At 65.7% G+C, this 13,881-nt stretch carries 14 protein-coding genes; 6 read left to right on the top strand and 8 right to left on the bottom strand.

Annotated features, from left to right (window positions below):
- Nucleotides 1-6: 6 nt before the first annotated feature.
- The 3 genes from CAL18_RS01390 (at nucleotide 7) to CAL18_RS01380 (ending at nucleotide 2,838) form a co-directional block, all read left to right on the top strand.
- Complete coding sequence (locus tag CAL18_RS01390) at nucleotides 7-1,209, top strand: ribonucleotide-diphosphate reductase subunit beta (RefSeq protein WP_094817194.1); 1,203 nt, start codon at nucleotides 7-9, stop codon at nucleotides 1,207-1,209.
- A 312-nt stretch (nucleotides 1,210-1,521) separates the two neighbouring features.
- Nucleotides 1,522-2,124, top strand: a complete 603-nt coding sequence (locus CAL18_RS01385; RefSeq protein ID WP_094817193.1) for a histone H1-like DNA-binding protein — start codon at nucleotides 1,522-1,524, stop codon at nucleotides 2,122-2,124.
- 150 nt (nucleotides 2,125-2,274) lie between these two features.
- Nucleotides 2,275-2,838: a YggT family protein gene (locus CAL18_RS01380; RefSeq protein WP_026640686.1), complete on the top strand. Its 564-nt coding sequence runs from the start codon at nucleotides 2,275-2,277 to the stop codon at nucleotides 2,836-2,838.
- Nucleotides 2,839-2,924: 86 nt separating this feature from the next.
- Here the strand turns inward: CAL18_RS01380 and CAL18_RS01375 are convergent, their stop codons facing one another.
- From CAL18_RS01375 to CAL18_RS01340, 8 genes are all read right to left on the bottom strand, one after another.
- The gene (locus CAL18_RS01375; RefSeq protein ID WP_026640685.1) at nucleotides 2,925-3,428 is read right to left on the bottom strand and encodes a glycine zipper 2TM domain-containing protein; all 504 of its coding nucleotides are present in this window, start codon (nucleotides 3,426-3,428) and stop codon (nucleotides 2,925-2,927) included.
- A gap of 188 nt (nucleotides 3,429-3,616) precedes the next feature.
- On the bottom strand, nucleotides 3,617-4,558 hold the full coding sequence (locus tag CAL18_RS01370) for a carbohydrate kinase family protein (RefSeq protein WP_026640684.1): 942 nt from the start codon (nucleotides 4,556-4,558) through the stop codon (nucleotides 3,617-3,619).
- 12 nt (nucleotides 4,559-4,570) lie between these two features.
- Nucleotides 4,571-5,785 carry a DUF3426 domain-containing protein gene (locus tag CAL18_RS01365; protein WP_094817192.1) on the bottom strand — a complete coding sequence of 405 codons (1,215 nt, stop codon included), beginning with the start codon at nucleotides 5,783-5,785 and terminating at the stop codon, nucleotides 4,571-4,573.
- Between the two features lie 20 nt (nucleotides 5,786-5,805).
- The gene (prmA, locus tag CAL18_RS01360; protein ID WP_026640682.1) at nucleotides 5,806-6,726 is read right to left on the bottom strand and encodes a 50S ribosomal protein L11 methyltransferase; all 921 of its coding nucleotides are present in this window, start codon (nucleotides 6,724-6,726) and stop codon (nucleotides 5,806-5,808) included.
- Nucleotides 6,727-6,772: 46 nt separating this feature from the next.
- Entirely contained in the window at nucleotides 6,773-8,119 is a 1,347-nt protein-coding gene (gene accC / locus CAL18_RS01355; RefSeq protein WP_026640681.1) for an acetyl-CoA carboxylase biotin carboxylase subunit, read from the bottom strand.
- 8 nt (nucleotides 8,120-8,127) lie between these two features.
- Nucleotides 8,128-8,580: an acetyl-CoA carboxylase biotin carboxyl carrier protein gene (accB, locus tag CAL18_RS01350; protein ID WP_026640680.1), complete on the bottom strand. Its 453-nt coding sequence runs from the start codon at nucleotides 8,578-8,580 to the stop codon at nucleotides 8,128-8,130.
- Nucleotides 8,581-8,682: 102 nt separating this feature from the next.
- Complete coding sequence (gene aroQ, locus CAL18_RS01345) at nucleotides 8,683-9,117, bottom strand: type II 3-dehydroquinate dehydratase (RefSeq protein ID WP_026640679.1); 435 nt, start codon at nucleotides 9,115-9,117, stop codon at nucleotides 8,683-8,685.
- A gap of 135 nt (nucleotides 9,118-9,252) precedes the next feature.
- Nucleotides 9,253-9,810, bottom strand: coding sequence for a TlpA family protein disulfide reductase (locus CAL18_RS01340; protein ID WP_026640678.1), 558 nt, complete (start codon nucleotides 9,808-9,810; stop codon nucleotides 9,253-9,255).
- Nucleotides 9,811-9,880: 70 nt separating this feature from the next.
- On the opposite strand from CAL18_RS01340, the gene mpl reads away from it, so the two are divergent.
- The 3 genes from mpl to CAL18_RS01325 all read left to right on the top strand — a co-directional run bounded on the left by mpl (nucleotide 9,881) and on the right by CAL18_RS01325 (nucleotide 13,828).
- Complete coding sequence (mpl, locus tag CAL18_RS01335; RefSeq protein WP_026640677.1) at nucleotides 9,881-11,257, top strand: UDP-N-acetylmuramate:L-alanyl-gamma-D-glutamyl-meso-diaminopimelate ligase; 1,377 nt, start codon at nucleotides 9,881-9,883, stop codon at nucleotides 11,255-11,257.
- Nucleotides 11,254-11,853, top strand: a complete 600-nt coding sequence (locus tag CAL18_RS01330) for a YqiA/YcfP family alpha/beta fold hydrolase (RefSeq protein ID WP_026640676.1) — start codon at nucleotides 11,254-11,256, stop codon at nucleotides 11,851-11,853. Before mpl ends, CAL18_RS01330 begins: the two co-directional genes overlap by 4 nt.
- A gap of 85 nt (nucleotides 11,854-11,938) precedes the next feature.
- Nucleotides 11,939-13,828, top strand: a complete 1,890-nt coding sequence (locus CAL18_RS01325) for a ribonuclease catalytic domain-containing protein (protein WP_026640675.1) — start codon at nucleotides 11,939-11,941, stop codon at nucleotides 13,826-13,828.
- Nucleotides 13,829-13,881: the final 53 nt, after the last annotated feature.

Here is a 13,881-nt window from a genome sequence, read left to right as displayed (position 1 = left end):
TCATTCATGCTTAATTGGGAAGACGACAAGCTCGCAGTACAACCGGCACAGGCGCCCGCCCCCGCGGCGGGCGGGCAGCCGGCGGCTGCGCAACCCACTCGCGCCGCCACCGGCGTGTTCGGCGATGCCGCGCTGCCTACCCCGGCCGCGCCGCAGCATGCCGGCAGCCTGGCTGCCAGCGATGCCGCCGCGCATCGCGTCAAGGTTGCCGACAAGCGCATCATCAACGGCAAGACCGACGTCAACCAGCTGGTGCCGTTCAAGTACAAATGGGCTTGGGAAAAGTACCTGGCCACCTGCGCCAACCACTGGATGCCGCAGGAAATCAACATGTCCCGCGACATCGCCCTCTGGAAGAACCCCAACGGGCTCACCGAAGACGAGCGCCGCATCGTCAAGCGCAACCTGGGCTTCTTCGTGACGGCCGACTCGCTGGCGGCCAACAACATCGTGCTGGGCACCTATCGCCACATCACGGCGCCCGAATGCCGCCAGTTCCTGCTGCGCCAGGCGTTCGAAGAAGCGATCCACACGCACGCATACCAGTACATCGTTGAAAGCCTCGACCTGGACGAAGCCGAGATCTTCAACGCTTATAACGAAATCCCGTCTATCCGCGCGAAAGACGAATTCCTGATCCCGTTCATCGACGCCATCGCCGACCCCAACTTCAATACGGGCACGCCCGAAGCCGACCAGACACTGCTGAAGTCCCTGATCGTTTTCGCATGCCTGATGGAAGGCCTGTTCTTCTACGTTGGGTTCACGCAGATCCTGGCGCTGGGCCGCCAGAACAAGATGACCGGCGCAGCCGAGCAATACATGTACATCCTGCGCGATGAATCCATGCATTGCAATTTCGGCATCGACCTGATCAACACTATCAAGCTGGAAAACCCCCATCTGTGGACGCCGGAGTTCCGCGAGGAAATCCGCGGCCTGTTCCAGAAGGCGGTAGAACTCGAATACGCATATGCCGAAGACACGATGCCGCGCGGCGTGCTGGGCTTGAACGCTCCCATGTTCAAGTCGTACCTGCGATTCATCGCCAATCGTCGTTGCCAGCAAATTGGGATAGAACCGCTGTTCCCACAGGAAGAAAACCCCTTCCCCTGGATGGCGGAAATGATCGATCTTAAGAAGGAACGCAACTTTTTCGAAACACGCGTGATCGAATACCAGACCGGCGGCACGCTGAGCTGGGAATAAAACGCATCCGTCGCCGCGCGCCTGGCTGGCGCGGCGACGGATGCCGGCTCCGTCGGCCTGGGTATTCGAATACGCAGTACCAAGCGGTAGGCGCCCCATGTGGGGCGCCTGCCGGCGCCATTTGAGATGGCTCGCGCAGAGCGTGGGGGCCATATCAAATGGCTGTGCCGAATTCATTAGCGCACACCGCAGTAGCTGCCGCCCGTATGGGGCAGCGGCATGCGCCGATGAATGGCCCGGGCGCGGCCCGTCGTTCGACGGATCGTGGCACGGGTTTAAGTTCTGGGACCCCTGAACCTAAGGAGCATGACCATGGCAACAGCCAAGAAAGCCGCCAAGAAGGCGGTGAAGAAACCCGCCGCGAAGAAAACCGCGGCCAAGAAAGCCCCGGCCAAGAAGGCCGTGAAGAAAGTCGCTGCCAAGAAAGTCGCAGTCAAAAAAGTAGCGGCCAAGAAACCCGCCGTGAAAAAGACCGCGGCCAAGAAGCCGGCAGTGAAGAAAACCGCCGCCAAGAAAGCCGTCAAGAAAACCGCTGCCAAGAAAGCAGTGAAGAAGACTGTTGCCAAGAAGGCGGTCAAGAAAGTTGCCGCCAAGAAGGCCGTCAAGAAAGCCCCGGCCAAGAAAGCGGTAGCTAAAAAAGCCGTTGCCAAGAAGGCCGTAGCCAAGAAAGCGGTAGCCAAGAAGGCGCCTGCCAAAAAGGCCGCTGCCAAGAAGGCCGTAGCCAAAAAGGCGCCCGCCAAGAAGGCTGCTGCCAAGAAGGCGCCTGCCAAGAAGGCGCCTGCCAAGAAGGCCCCTGCGAAGAAGGCTGCGCCCAAGAAGCCCGCCACGCCGCCTTCCACGGCTGCTGCCCCGGGCGCCAAGACCGCGCTGAACCCTGCCGCGTCGTGGCCGTTCCCGACCGGCGGCCGTCCGTAATATCGACGGAACCGTTAGGCGGTACCTTAGCCGCCTGGCCCCGGCCAGGCGGCTTTTGTTTGTGCGCGGCGCCGCGGCGCGCCCGAGCCGACGCAACACAATGGCGCCATGCGACAATAAACGCCATTACATTTTTGCAGATCGCACCCTATGCTCGGCGACATCCTTCGTTTCCTGCTCGAGATCACTTTTACGCTGTTCGGCGCCGCCCTCATCGCGCGCGCATGGATCCACGCGGTACGCCTGCATCCTTTCAATCCGCTGGCTCGCGGCATCTACCAGGCAACCAACTGGCTGGTGCTGCCCATACGCAAGGTGATTCCGGCCGGCAATTCCATCGACTGGACCAGCCTGGTGGCCGCGTGGCTGACCGCCCTGGCCTACCTGGCGCTGATGTGGCTGCTGGCTGTGGGTTCGCTGATTCCCGCCGCGCTCGTGCCCGCTGCGCTGGGCTCGTCGCTATTGATGGTGATCAAGTGGGCGCTGAACCTGATTGTGTGGCTGACGCTGCTGCAGGCCGTGCTGTCGTGGGTGAACCCCATGTCGCCCTTGATGGCCCTGCTGCAAACGCTGACGGCGCCATTGCTCGACCCCATTCGCCGCCTGTTGCCGCGCACCGCGGCCATCGACTTTTCGCCGCTGATATTGCTGATTCTGGCGCAAGTGGTGTTGATGATGCTGGCGCGCCTGACCTACGGCTTGCTGGGAGTGTAGGCTTGCACGGCGTGCAGTACGCCTGCACTGCCGTGCTGGACACAGGTGCCAGGCGCCCTGCGCACGCCTGACACCTGCGGTGCGGCTTAGTACGGCGCCACGCGGGTGGGGCCGGCGCCGCTGATGACCTGCACACGTTGGCCCACGCTGATGGGCACGTCGGCTTCCTGGGCCACGACACGGGTTTCGCCGTTGTCGAGCCGCACGGTGATTTCCAGGCCCGAGGTACGGCCCGCGCGGTTTTCCACGGCGTTGCCGGCCAGCGCGCCCAGAATGGCGCCGCCCACCGTGGCCAGGGCGCGGCCTGTGCCGCCGCCCACGGCGTTGCCCGCCACCCCGCCCAGCGCACCGCCGGCGACCATGCCTACGCCGCTGGATTTGTCGTCCTGGATGGTGATGGGGCGCACGCCCGTGACGGTGCCGATGCGCACGATTTGTTCGCGCTGCGCCTGGTCGTACGAATAAACGCCACTGGACGCGCTGCGGTTGGCGCAGCCGCCCAATACGGCCAACGAGGTCACGACGGCGGCCACGGCCAGCCAACGGCCCGCGCGCGGCGCAATGATGGAAGAAGACAGGTGATGGCTCATGGGGACTCCTTGGGTCGGTAGGCCTATTTTATGCAACTGATAATACTCTGGCGCGCAAGGAATGCGCCGGTCCGAAACAGCATGCAACGAATACGGCCATAACCGTGTACGGCGTTACGCCCGCTTATAGCTGATGCGCCGGCAGGCGTGGCGCAAAAGGCTTGGACCGTGGTCCGGCCGAAGGGTTCCTAGGCCGGCAGTCCGATTCCGTACGCTTGGCGCAACCGTGCGTCGATGTCGGCGCGCGCGGGCGCGTGGTTCTGCGGGCCTCGCGACGCGATCTTGATCGCGCCCATCAGGTTGGCCAGCCGGCAGCAATCGATCCAGTTCCAGCCCTGGGTCAGCCCATACAGCAGCCCGGCGCGATGCGCGTCGCCGCAGCCGGTGGGGTCGACAATGTCGGTGGGCCGCACGGGCGGCACCTGGGTTTCGGTTCCGCCCGCAAGCAACGTGGCCCCCGCCGCGCCGCGCGTGACCACCACGGCCTGCAAGTGCGATGCAATCTGCGCCATGCTGCGCCCGGTGCGCTGTTCCACCACGCCGGCTTCATAGTCATTGACGGTAAGAACCTGCGCCAGGCCCAGCATGCGATCGAGGTCGGCGCCGTCGAACAACGGCATGGCCTGGCCCAGGTCGAAAATGAACGGAATGCCCGCCGCGTGCAGCCGCTGTGCATGCGCGAACATGCCGGCCTTGGCATCCGGCGCGACAATAGCCCACGATGCCTGGGCGCCCGTCAGGTCGTTCTGCGCCGAAAGCTCCATGGCGCCGGGATGAAAAGCGGCGATCTGGTTGTCGTCGAGATCGGTGGTGATGTAGCACTGCGCCGTGAAGGTGTCGGGCATGACGCGCAGGCGCGATGTGTCGATGCCCATCGCCGTGAAGCGGGCCAGGTAGTCGGCCGCGTCTTCGCCCACCGTGGCCACCGGCACCGGCTGCCCGCCCAGCAGCTTGAGGTTGTAGGCGATATTGCCGGCGCAGCCGCCAAACTCCTTGCGCATGGACGGCACCAGGAACGACACGCTGAGCGACTGGATGCGGTCGGGCAGGATATGTTCTTTGAAGCGGCCATCGAATACCGCGATTGTGTCGAACGCCATCGAGCCGCAAACCAGAACCGGAGCCGTCATGCTAGTCATCCTTCAGGGAAAGAACTTGTCGAGTTGGTAGCCGTTGACCTGCGCGCCTTTCACTTCGATGGGCACTTCGATATTGCGCTCGGCGCCGGGCTCGAAGGGCGCCGCGGACTGGCCGGGCGGCAGGTAATCGTCGGGCAGCAGCACCTTGCGCACCACCACGGTATCGGAAAGATCGGTAAGGTCCAGCCGCAGCGCCGGCCAATGCTGGGGCCTGTCGTAGCGGTTACGCAGCGATACGCGCAATACCAGGCGGCTGCCGTCGTCCTGCCCCTGGGCGCCGGCCTGCCCGCGCGGCGGCTGCAGCGACGAAGCGGTGATGAAAATGCGCTCGATGCGGCGCGCGTAGCCGATCTCGCAGCCCAGCGGTTCGCACACGCTGGTCAGCAACGGGCGCAGTTGCGGCATGGCAACCGCGATCGCCGTGCGGTACACATACACCACTTGCAGCGCCAGCAGCAGCAGGCCCAGCACACAGCCATACCCCCACAGGCTGCGGACCATGCTGCGGCGCGCCTGGCGCTCGGGATCCAGAAATTCCGGAGGGCTGCGGCCGACATCGGTAACGCCGTAATAGCGGGTGCGGGCCTCGCCGCGCACGGCGGGAACGACGTCCGGATCCGGGTAATCGCCGTGGGCTTCAGGAGCGTGGCCCACGGGCGCGCCGCCGGCGACAGGGGACGGCGCCGGCGCGGCGATGTGCGCAGGGGCATCGTCAGGCTCGCCGCCGTAGTCTTCCGGTTGCTCTTCGAAACCGGGCGCCTCGTCATCCATGCTGTGGCGGCCCAGATAAGGATCGTGCCTGCGGATGTCGGTGCGGCCGCGCAGCACTGCGGGAGGCGTCGCCGGAGCCGCACGCAATTGGGGTTCGGCTCGCGACGCGGCCGGCTCGGGTATGGCCCGCTCGGGTATGGACGGTTCCGGTAGCGACGGTTCCGGTATCGGTCGCTGCGGCAAAGACACCGGTACCGACGGTTCCGGCACGGACGGTTCCGACAAGGACGGTTCCGGCACGGGCGGCGGCGCGGGCGGGCGCGGCACGGCAGACGCCGCGACGGCGGCGGCCGACAGCGTCTGGGGAATCTGCGCCACCAGGCAGGCCCGGCCATCGAACACGGTGTCGCAGGCGCCGCAGCGCACCAGGCCATTGCGCACCCGCAACTGGTCGGGCACGACTTTGAAAGCGGTGCCGCAGTGCGGGCAGCGAGTCGTCAGGGCCATGGCGCTACTCTACCCGGCATTCAGGTTCTGCGGCCGTGCAGGCAGACCCAGCCTTCCCGTGCCTGCCATACCGACAGGGTGAGCCACGGCGCGTAAGCAGTGGCGACTTCTTCGGCCTGACGCTCGAGCACGCCCGACAGCACCAGGTGCCCACCCGGCGCGACGCGTCCGGCCAGCATGGGCGCGAGCACCTTCAGGGGGTTGGACAGGATATTGGCCACCACGACCTGGTAGGCGCCATCGGCCAGCGCGTCGGGCAACAGCGCTTGCAGTTCGACGCGGTTGACGCGCGCATTGTCGGCCGTGGCCTGCACCGCCTGCGGGTCGATGTCGACGGCTGCCGTGGCGCCCGCGCCCAGCTTGCGAGCCGCGATGGCCAGGATGCCGGAGCCGCAGCCGTAGTCCAGCACGGTGGCGCCTGCGGGCAGCTCGGATTCGAGCCAGGCCAGGCACAGGTGGGTGGTGGGATGGCTGCCCGTGCCGAAGGCCAGGCCGGGATCGAGCTCGATGTGGATGGCGTTGTCGTCCAGGCCGGTGACCGCGGGCACGGCCGGGTCGTCGCGGTGCCAGCTGGGCACGATCCACAGGCGCGGGGATATCTGGATGGGGCCGAACTGCGACTGCGTCAGGCGCACCCAATCGGCGTCGGGCACGTCGCGCACGGCCCAGCCGCCGGCCATGATGGGATCGATGCCGGCGCCGGCCATGGCCTGCTCATAGATCTGGGCCGGATCGACGCCATCGGGCAACAGGGCCACGACACGGTTGTGTTCCCAGGCCTGCACATCGGGCTCGGTGCCGGGCTCGCCGAACAGAGGGCGTTCGGCCTCGGTGCCGAGATCGGCGTCTTCGACCGATACCGACAGGACGCCAGCCTCGAGCAGCGCATCGGATAGCGCTTCGGCCTGCGCCTCTGGGCAATGAAGCACAAGTTCACGCATACGATTCTTCCGGTATGGCGGGCCGCCCGTGCGGCCCGCCAGAGCATCAAGGGCGCTGGGCCAGCTTGTGCTCGAGATAGTGGATGCTGGTGCCGCCCTCGATGAAGCGGGCGTCCTGCAACAGTTCGCGATGCAGCGGAATGTTGGTGGAAATTCCTTCTACCACCATTTCGGACAGGGCGATACGCATGCGGGCCAGAGCCTGGTCGCGGGTATCGCCGTACGTAATGACCTTGGCAATCATCGAGTCGTAGTTGGGCGGCACGAAATAGCCGTTGAAGGCATGCGAATCGATGCGCACGCCGGGGCCGCCAGGCGTATGCCAGTTGGTGATGCGGCCAGGGCTGGGCACGAAGCGGAACGGATCTTCAGCGTTGATGCGGCATTCGATTGCATGGCCCTTGAAGCTGATGTCGCGCTGGCGCAGCAGGAACTTTTCGCCCGAGGCGATGCGGATCTGCTGCTGGACCAGGTCTACGCCGGTAACGAGTTCGGTGACGGGGTGCTCGACCTGGATACGGGTGTTCATTTCAATGAAATAGAACTCGCCGTTTTCGTACAGGAACTCGAAGGTGCCCGCGCCGCGATAGCCCATCTTGCGGCAGGCATCGGCGCAACGGTCGCCGATGCGCTCGATCAGGCGGCGGGGAATGCCCGGCGCCGGAGCCTCTTCGATGACCTTCTGGTGGCGGCGCTGCATGGAGCAATCGCGCTCGCCCAGCCACACGGCATTGCGGCCGCCATCGGCCAGCACCTGGATTTCCACATGGCGCGGGTTCTCGAGGAACTTCTCCATGTAGACTTCCGGGTTGTTGAACGCCGCACCGGCCTCGGAACGCGTCATGGTGACGGCATTGAGCAGCGCGGCCTCGGTATAGACCACGCGCATGCCGCGACCGCCGCCGCCCCCGGCGGCCTTGATGATGACCGGGTAGCCCGTTTCGCGGGCCATCCGCAGGATTTCCTGCGGGTCATCGGGCAGCGCGCCTTCCGAACCGGGCACCACCGGCACGCCGGCCTCGATCATGGCGCGCTTGGCGCTGACCTTGTCGCCCATCAGGCGGATGGTGTCGGGCCGGGGGCCAATGAACACAAACCCGCTTTTCTCGACCCGCTCGGCGAAATCGGCGTTTTCGGAAAGAAAGCCGTAGCCGGGGTGGATGGCCTCGGAATCGGTGACTTCGGCGGCCGAAATAATGGCCGGCATGTTCAGGTAGCTTTCGCGCGACGGCGCCGGCCCGATGCACACGGATTCATCGGCAAGGCGCACGTACTTGGCATTGCGGTCGGCCTCGGAATGCACGACCACCGTCTTGATGCCGAGTTCGCGGCAGGCGCGTTGGATACGCAGCGCGATCTCGCCGCGATTGGCGATCAGGATCTTTTCAAACATAGGTGCAATCAGCCAATGACGAATAGCGGTTGGCCGTATTCGACGGGTTCGCCGTTTTCGACCAGGATCTCTTTGATGACGCCGGACTTGTCGGCTTCGATTTCATTGAGCAGCTTCATGGCTTCGATGATGCACAGGGGGTCGCCTTCTTTGACGGACTGGCCGACATCGACGAAGGGCGCGGCGCCAGGATTGGGTGCGCGGTAGAAGGTGCCGACCATGGGCGCCTTGACGACGTGACCCTGGGGCACGGCGGGCGCTTCGGGCGCGGCAGCAGGCGCTGCGGCGGCGGCCGGCGCGGGCGCGGCGGCGGGCGTTTCGGGCACGTGGTACGCCACAGGCTGCAGGGTCTGCGAGAACTTGACGATGCGGACCTTGCCTTCGCCTTCGGTGATTTCAAGCTCGGCAATGCCCGATTCCGCCACCAGGTCGATCAAGGTCTTGAGTTTTCGGAGGTCCATAGAAGCTGCTTCCCGATTAATGTTGGCGACGCGTCTGCGTGTAGGCCGCGCCGTATCGAATAGAGGATGTAAAGGTATAAGTCCGGAGACTGGAGCGCCGCGCTAATGCCGCGCCGCATAGCGGACAGCGGCCTCGTAGCCATCGGCGCCCAGCCCGCAGACCAGGCCCACGGCCAGGTCGGACAGGTACGAGTGCTGCCGGAACGGTTCGCGTTTATACAGGTTCGACAAATGTACTTCAACAAAAGGAATGGCGACCGCCGCCAAGGCGTCGCGCACTGCCACGCTGGTGTGCGTGTAGGCTGCCGCGTTGATGACGATGAAGTCGGTGCCATCCTGGCGCGCCGCCTGGATGCGCTCGACCAACGCACCTTCGTGGTTGCTTTGCCAGGCGGTGAGCCCGACGCCAAGCTGCGCCGCCAGCGCTTCCAGGCCCTGGTTGATCTGCGCCAGCGTCAGGCTGCCGTAGAGATGGGGTTCGCGCGAACCCAGCAGGTTCAGGTTGGGGCCGTGCAAAACCAGGATATGTTGCGCCATGTGGGATGCGCCGAAGGCCAACCGCAACGTGTCGGCAAAACTATCGATAAACCGCCTTTTTACGCCTATTCACAGCATTTGTCCAACTAAGTCATACTGCAACCATGCTGGCGCAACCAGGCGCGGAGCCGGATTTTAGCCTGCCAGGCCCTGCAACGTGCGATCCAGATCGTCTGCCTGGATCTGCCCCAGAATTGTTCGGTTAATGCTGCCATCAGCAGCCAACACCAGTGTAAAAGGCAGGCCGCCGGCCGGGTTTCCCATGCTGCGCAGGGTATCGATGGCCCCTGCCCCCATCACCAGCAAGGGGTAGGTAACCGGCACTTTCTGGATGAATTCGCGCATTTTCTCGGCTTGATCGACGCCGATGCCCACGAATTGAATGTCGGGATATTTTTCGTGCAGCGCCTGCAGTTCGGGCATTTCTTTTACGCAGGGCGCGCACCAGGTTGCCCAGAAATTGACCACCATGGGGCGGCGGCCCTGCCAGTCGGCCAAGGCGCGCTCGCGCCCATCGAGATCGGGCAGGGACAGGTTGCGCAGCACGGCTGCCGGGTCTGCGGCCGGCGCCGGAGCCGGCGGGGCCGAAGCAGGTTGCGGAGGTTCGGGTTCGCGGCGATCGCGCCAGGCATAGCCACCAGCAACGGCCACGGCTGCCGCTGCGCCAGCGTACAGGAAGAAGCGACGGTTCATGGACCGGATCATAACCCCACGCGGCCGCGCCCGACGAAGCAGCCTCTACAATGCGCGCAGGAGATTATCAATGCACCTGCACATTCTTGGTATTTGCGGCACTTTCATGGGCGGCCTGGCGCTGATCGCACGGGCCGCGGGCCATCGGGTCACGGGCTGCGACGCGGCGGTCTACCCTCCCATGAGCACCCAGCTTGCCGAACAGGGCATCGAACTCATTGAAGGCTACGAGGCAGGCCAGATGGCGCTGCGCCCTGACCTGTATGTGGTGGGCAACGTCGTGACGCGCGGCAACCCGCTGATGGAAGCCATCCTCGATTCGGGCGCGCGCTATGTATCCGGGCCCCAGTGGCTGGGCGACAATGTGCTGCCGGGCGCGCATGTGCTGGCCGTGGCGGGCACGCACGGCAAGACCACCACCAGTTCGATGCTGGCCTGGATACTCGAGGCGGCAGGGCTGCGCCCCAACTTCCTGATCGGCGGCGTGGCGCACGACCTGAAGGTATCCGCCCGGTACGACCCCACGATACGGCCGTTTGTCATCGAGGCGGACGAGTACGACACCGCCTTTTTCGACAAGCGGTCGAAGTTCGTGCATTACCGTCCGCGCACGGCGATCCTGAACAATCTGGAATACGACCACGCCGACATCTTCCCCGATCTTGCCGCCATCGAGACCCAGTTCCATCATCTGGTGCGCACCGTTCCGTCTCGCGGACGCATCGTGCGGCCCGCCAGCAGTGATGCGCTGGACCGCGTCATCGCACGCGGCTGCTGGTCTGAGACCGTGAGTTTCGGGCCGGGCGGCGCCTGGCAGGCCGGCCCTGCCGACGCGGATGGCGCTTTTGAAGTGCTGTTCGACGAGCAGTCCGCCGGCACGGTGCGCTGGGCGCTGGGCGGCGAGCACAACCGCATGAACGCCCTGGCCGCGCTGGCGGCCGCGCAGCATGCGGGCGTGGCGCCCGCCGACGGCGTGGCGGCATTGAGCCGGTTCGGGGGCGTCAAGCGTCGCATGGAACTGCGCGGCACCGCCGGCGGCGTAAAGGTATATGACGATTTCGCGCACCATCCGACCGCCATCGCGACCACGCTCGAAGGGCTGCGCCGCCAAGTCGGGCAGGCGCGCATCCTGGCCGTGCTGGAACCGCGCTCGAACACCATGAAGCTGGGCGCCGTGGCGGCGCGCCTGCCGCAGGCGCTGCAACTGGCGGACCGGGTCTTCTGCTTTGGCGAGCGCAGCGGCAAGCATGCCCTGGGCTGGAACCCCGCCGAAGTGCTGGCCCCGCTGGGCGATCGCGCCAGCGACTACAACGACCTGGGCCTGCTGGTAGAGGCCGTGACGCAAGCCGCCCGGCCGGGCGACCATGTGCTGGTCATGAGCAATGGCGGCTTTGGCGGTGTGCACGACAAGCTGCTCCAGGCCCTGGCCCGCCGGGAGCCCGCATGATTCTGTATCTGCACGGATTCCGCTCGTCTCCCGTGTCGTTCAAGGCCCGGCTGATGGCCCAGGAACTGGCCCGGCGCGGGCTGGCCGGCCCGCGCGACTGGCAATGCCCGCAATTGCCCGCCAGCCCGCGCCAGGCGCTGGACCTGTCGCTGCAACTGGCGCGCGACCTGCTTCAGGGCGCCGACCACCCTCGCCGCCTGACCATCGTGGGCTCGTCGCTGGGGGGCTATTACGCTACCTGGCTGGCCGAGCGGCTGCAGTGCAAGGCCGTGCTGCTGAACCCGGCCGTCGAGGCCGCGCGCGATCTGGCCACGCAGGTGGGCCAGCATCACATGTATCATTCCGACACGCCGTTCGAGTTCCGCGCCGAATATGTCGACGAGCTTGCAACGGCCCGCGTGGCTGCGATCACGCAGCCCGACCGTTATTTCCTGGTGGCCGCCACGGGCGACGAAGTGCTCGACTGGCGCGAAATGCAAGCCCGCTACGCCGGCTGCCGTCAACGCATTGTGCAGGGCAGCGACCACGGGTTGTCGGACTTCGAACGCTGGCTGCCCGAAGTGCTGGACTTTGCCTTCGAAGCTCCGGACGCTTGATCCCGTTCTGCATCCCGCAATATATACAGGCCGGTAACCGCGCTGCGCAGGCCAGCCCGGACGCCGTGCCCTCGATGGACTGAATATGTACGTGTTTTACGAAGAAGACGGCAGCTTCAAGGCCGGCAATATCCTGTCGGAAGCCGACGCCAGCCTGCAGGTGGAATCGGAGTCGGGCAAGCGCAGCAAGATCAAGCGGGCCAATACGCTGTTCACTTTCGCCGAGCCGGCGCCCGCCGCGTTGCTGGCCGAGGCCGCCGCGGCCGCCGAGGAACTGGACCTGCAGTTCCTGTGGGAATGCGCGCCCCAGGAAGAATTCGACGCCGCCGCGCTCGCGGCCGATTATTACGGACAGGCGCCCAGCCCGGTTGAGCGTGCGGCGCTCGTGATGCGCCTGCACAGTGCGCCGGCCTATTTCCACCGGCGCGGCACCGGGCGCTACCGCCCCGCCCCGCCGGACATCCTGGAGGCCGCGCTGGCGGCGCTGGAGAAAAAACGCAAACAGGCCGAGCAGCAGGAGCATTGGGTCGAAGAAATGGCCTCCGGACGCCTGCCGACCGAGATCGCCCAGGCCGCCGAATCTTTGTTGATCCGCCCGGACAAGAACAGCATGCCCTGGAAGGCGCTGGACGCCGCCTGCGCGCGCCTGCAGAAAAGCCCCGAGCGCCTGCTGCTGGACCTGGGCGCCTGGCCCCATGCACTGGCGCTGCACAAGCGCCGGTTCCTGTCGGCATATTTTCCGCGCGGCACAGGGTTCCCCGAGCTGCCGGTGCCACCGATCGAACGCGACCTGCCGCTGGCCGCGGACCTGGAAATCTATTCCGTAGACGACATCACCACCACCGAGATCGACGACGCCTTGTCGGTGGTCACGCTGCCGGACGGCAAAGTGCGGGTGGGCATCCACGTGGCGGCGCCCGGGCTGGCGGTGACGCGCGGCGGCGAGCTGGACAAGGTGGCGCGCGCCCGCCTGTCGACCATGTACATGCCGGGCGAGAAGATTCCGATGCAGCCCGACAACGTGATCGAGGCCTTCTCGCTGGATGCCGGGCGCGAGGTGCCGGCGGTGTCGCTGTACGTGACGGCCGATCCGGCCACCGGCGAGATCGCCGAGTCGGAAACGCGGCTGGAACGCGTGATAGTGCGCGAGAATCTGCGCCACAACATGCTGGACGCGCAGGTTACCGAGCAGGCGCTGAATGACCCTGACGCGCAGTTTCCATATTGCCATTGGCTGCGGCCGCTGTGGCGGTTGGCCAGCGCGTTGTCGGCGCAGCGCGACCTGGTGCGCGGCAAGCCCGAGAACAATACGCGCGTGGAGTACAGCTTCTACCTGGACGGCGACCCCAACGACCCGGACACGCCGGTGCGGCTGGTGCCGCGCCAGCGCAATGCGCCGCTGGACCGCATGGTGGCCGAATACATGATCCTGGCCAACAACCTGTGGGGCGGCCTGCTGCAGCAGCATGGGGTGCCGGGCATTTACCGTTCGCAGCAGGCTGGGCGGGTGCGCATGAGCACGCAGGCGCTGCCGCACGAGGCTATCGGCGTGCCGCAGTATGCCTGGCATACGTCGCCGCTGCGCCGGTATGTAGACCTGGTGAACCAATGGCAGCTGATCGCCGCGGTCGATCACGGCGTGTCGGCCCGCCTGGTGGCGCCCTTCAAGCCTCGCGACGCGGATCTGTTCGCCATCATCGGCGCGTTCGATTCCCAATATGCGGCGTGGGGCGAGTTCCAGAACAATATGGAACGCTACTGGTGCCTGCGCTGGCTGCAGCAGCAGGGCGTTTCCCGCACGGTGGCGCATGTGCTGCGGGACGATCTCGTGCGCTTTGCGAATGCGCCGCTCGTGACCAGGGTGGGCGGAATGCCCGAGCTGGAACGAGGCGTGGCGGTCGAAATCGACATTCTGGGCGTGGATGAACTCGCGCTGGAGGTGGAATGCCGATTTGTGGGGGTTGTCGGGGCATAGCGCCGGAACAACGCGCGCAAGGCGCGCATTGTCGAGCAAGGCGTCTAAAATGC

Source organism: Bordetella genomosp. 7 (assembly GCF_002261415.1).
Classification (GTDB): Bacteria; Pseudomonadota; Gammaproteobacteria; order Burkholderiales; family Burkholderiaceae_B; genus Bordetella_A.
Note: the sequence above shows the minus strand (reverse complement) of the source record. Positions and strands in the feature narration are given on the sequence as shown.

Excerpts from the sequence above, each read along its gene's own strand:
- CAL18_RS01390 (WP_094817194.1), top strand. The coding sequence starts at position 7 with ATGCTTAATTGGGAAGACGACAAGCTCGCAGTACAACCGGCACAGGCG.
- CAL18_RS01385 (WP_094817193.1), top strand. The coding sequence starts at position 1,522 with ATGGCAACAGCCAAGAAAGCCGCCAAGAAGGCGGTGAAGAAACCCGCC.
- CAL18_RS01380 (WP_026640686.1), top strand. The coding sequence starts at position 2,275 with ATGCTCGGCGACATCCTTCGTTTCCTGCTCGAGATCACTTTTACGCTG.
- CAL18_RS01375 (WP_026640685.1), bottom strand. The coding sequence starts at position 3,428 with ATGAGCCATCACCTGTCTTCTTCCATCATTGCGCCGCGCGCGGGCCGT.
- CAL18_RS01370 (WP_026640684.1), bottom strand. The coding sequence starts at position 4,558 with ATGACGGCTCCGGTTCTGGTTTGCGGCTCGATGGCGTTCGACACAATC.
- CAL18_RS01365 (WP_094817192.1), bottom strand. The coding sequence starts at position 5,785 with ATGGCCCTGACGACTCGCTGCCCGCACTGCGGCACCGCTTTCAAAGTC.
- prmA (WP_026640682.1), bottom strand. The coding sequence starts at position 6,726 with ATGCGTGAACTTGTGCTTCATTGCCCAGAGGCGCAGGCCGAAGCGCTA.
- accC (WP_026640681.1), bottom strand. The coding sequence starts at position 8,119 with ATGTTTGAAAAGATCCTGATCGCCAATCGCGGCGAGATCGCGCTGCGT.
- accB (WP_026640680.1), bottom strand. The coding sequence starts at position 8,580 with ATGGACCTCCGAAAACTCAAGACCTTGATCGACCTGGTGGCGGAATCG.
- aroQ (WP_026640679.1), bottom strand. The coding sequence starts at position 9,117 with ATGGCGCAACATATCCTGGTTTTGCACGGCCCCAACCTGAACCTGCTG.
- CAL18_RS01340 (WP_026640678.1), bottom strand. The coding sequence starts at position 9,810 with ATGAACCGTCGCTTCTTCCTGTACGCTGGCGCAGCGGCAGCCGTGGCC.
- mpl (WP_026640677.1), top strand. The coding sequence starts at position 9,881 with ATGCACCTGCACATTCTTGGTATTTGCGGCACTTTCATGGGCGGCCTG.
- CAL18_RS01330 (WP_026640676.1), top strand. The coding sequence starts at position 11,254 with ATGATTCTGTATCTGCACGGATTCCGCTCGTCTCCCGTGTCGTTCAAG.
- CAL18_RS01325 (WP_026640675.1), top strand. The coding sequence starts at position 11,939 with ATGTACGTGTTTTACGAAGAAGACGGCAGCTTCAAGGCCGGCAATATC.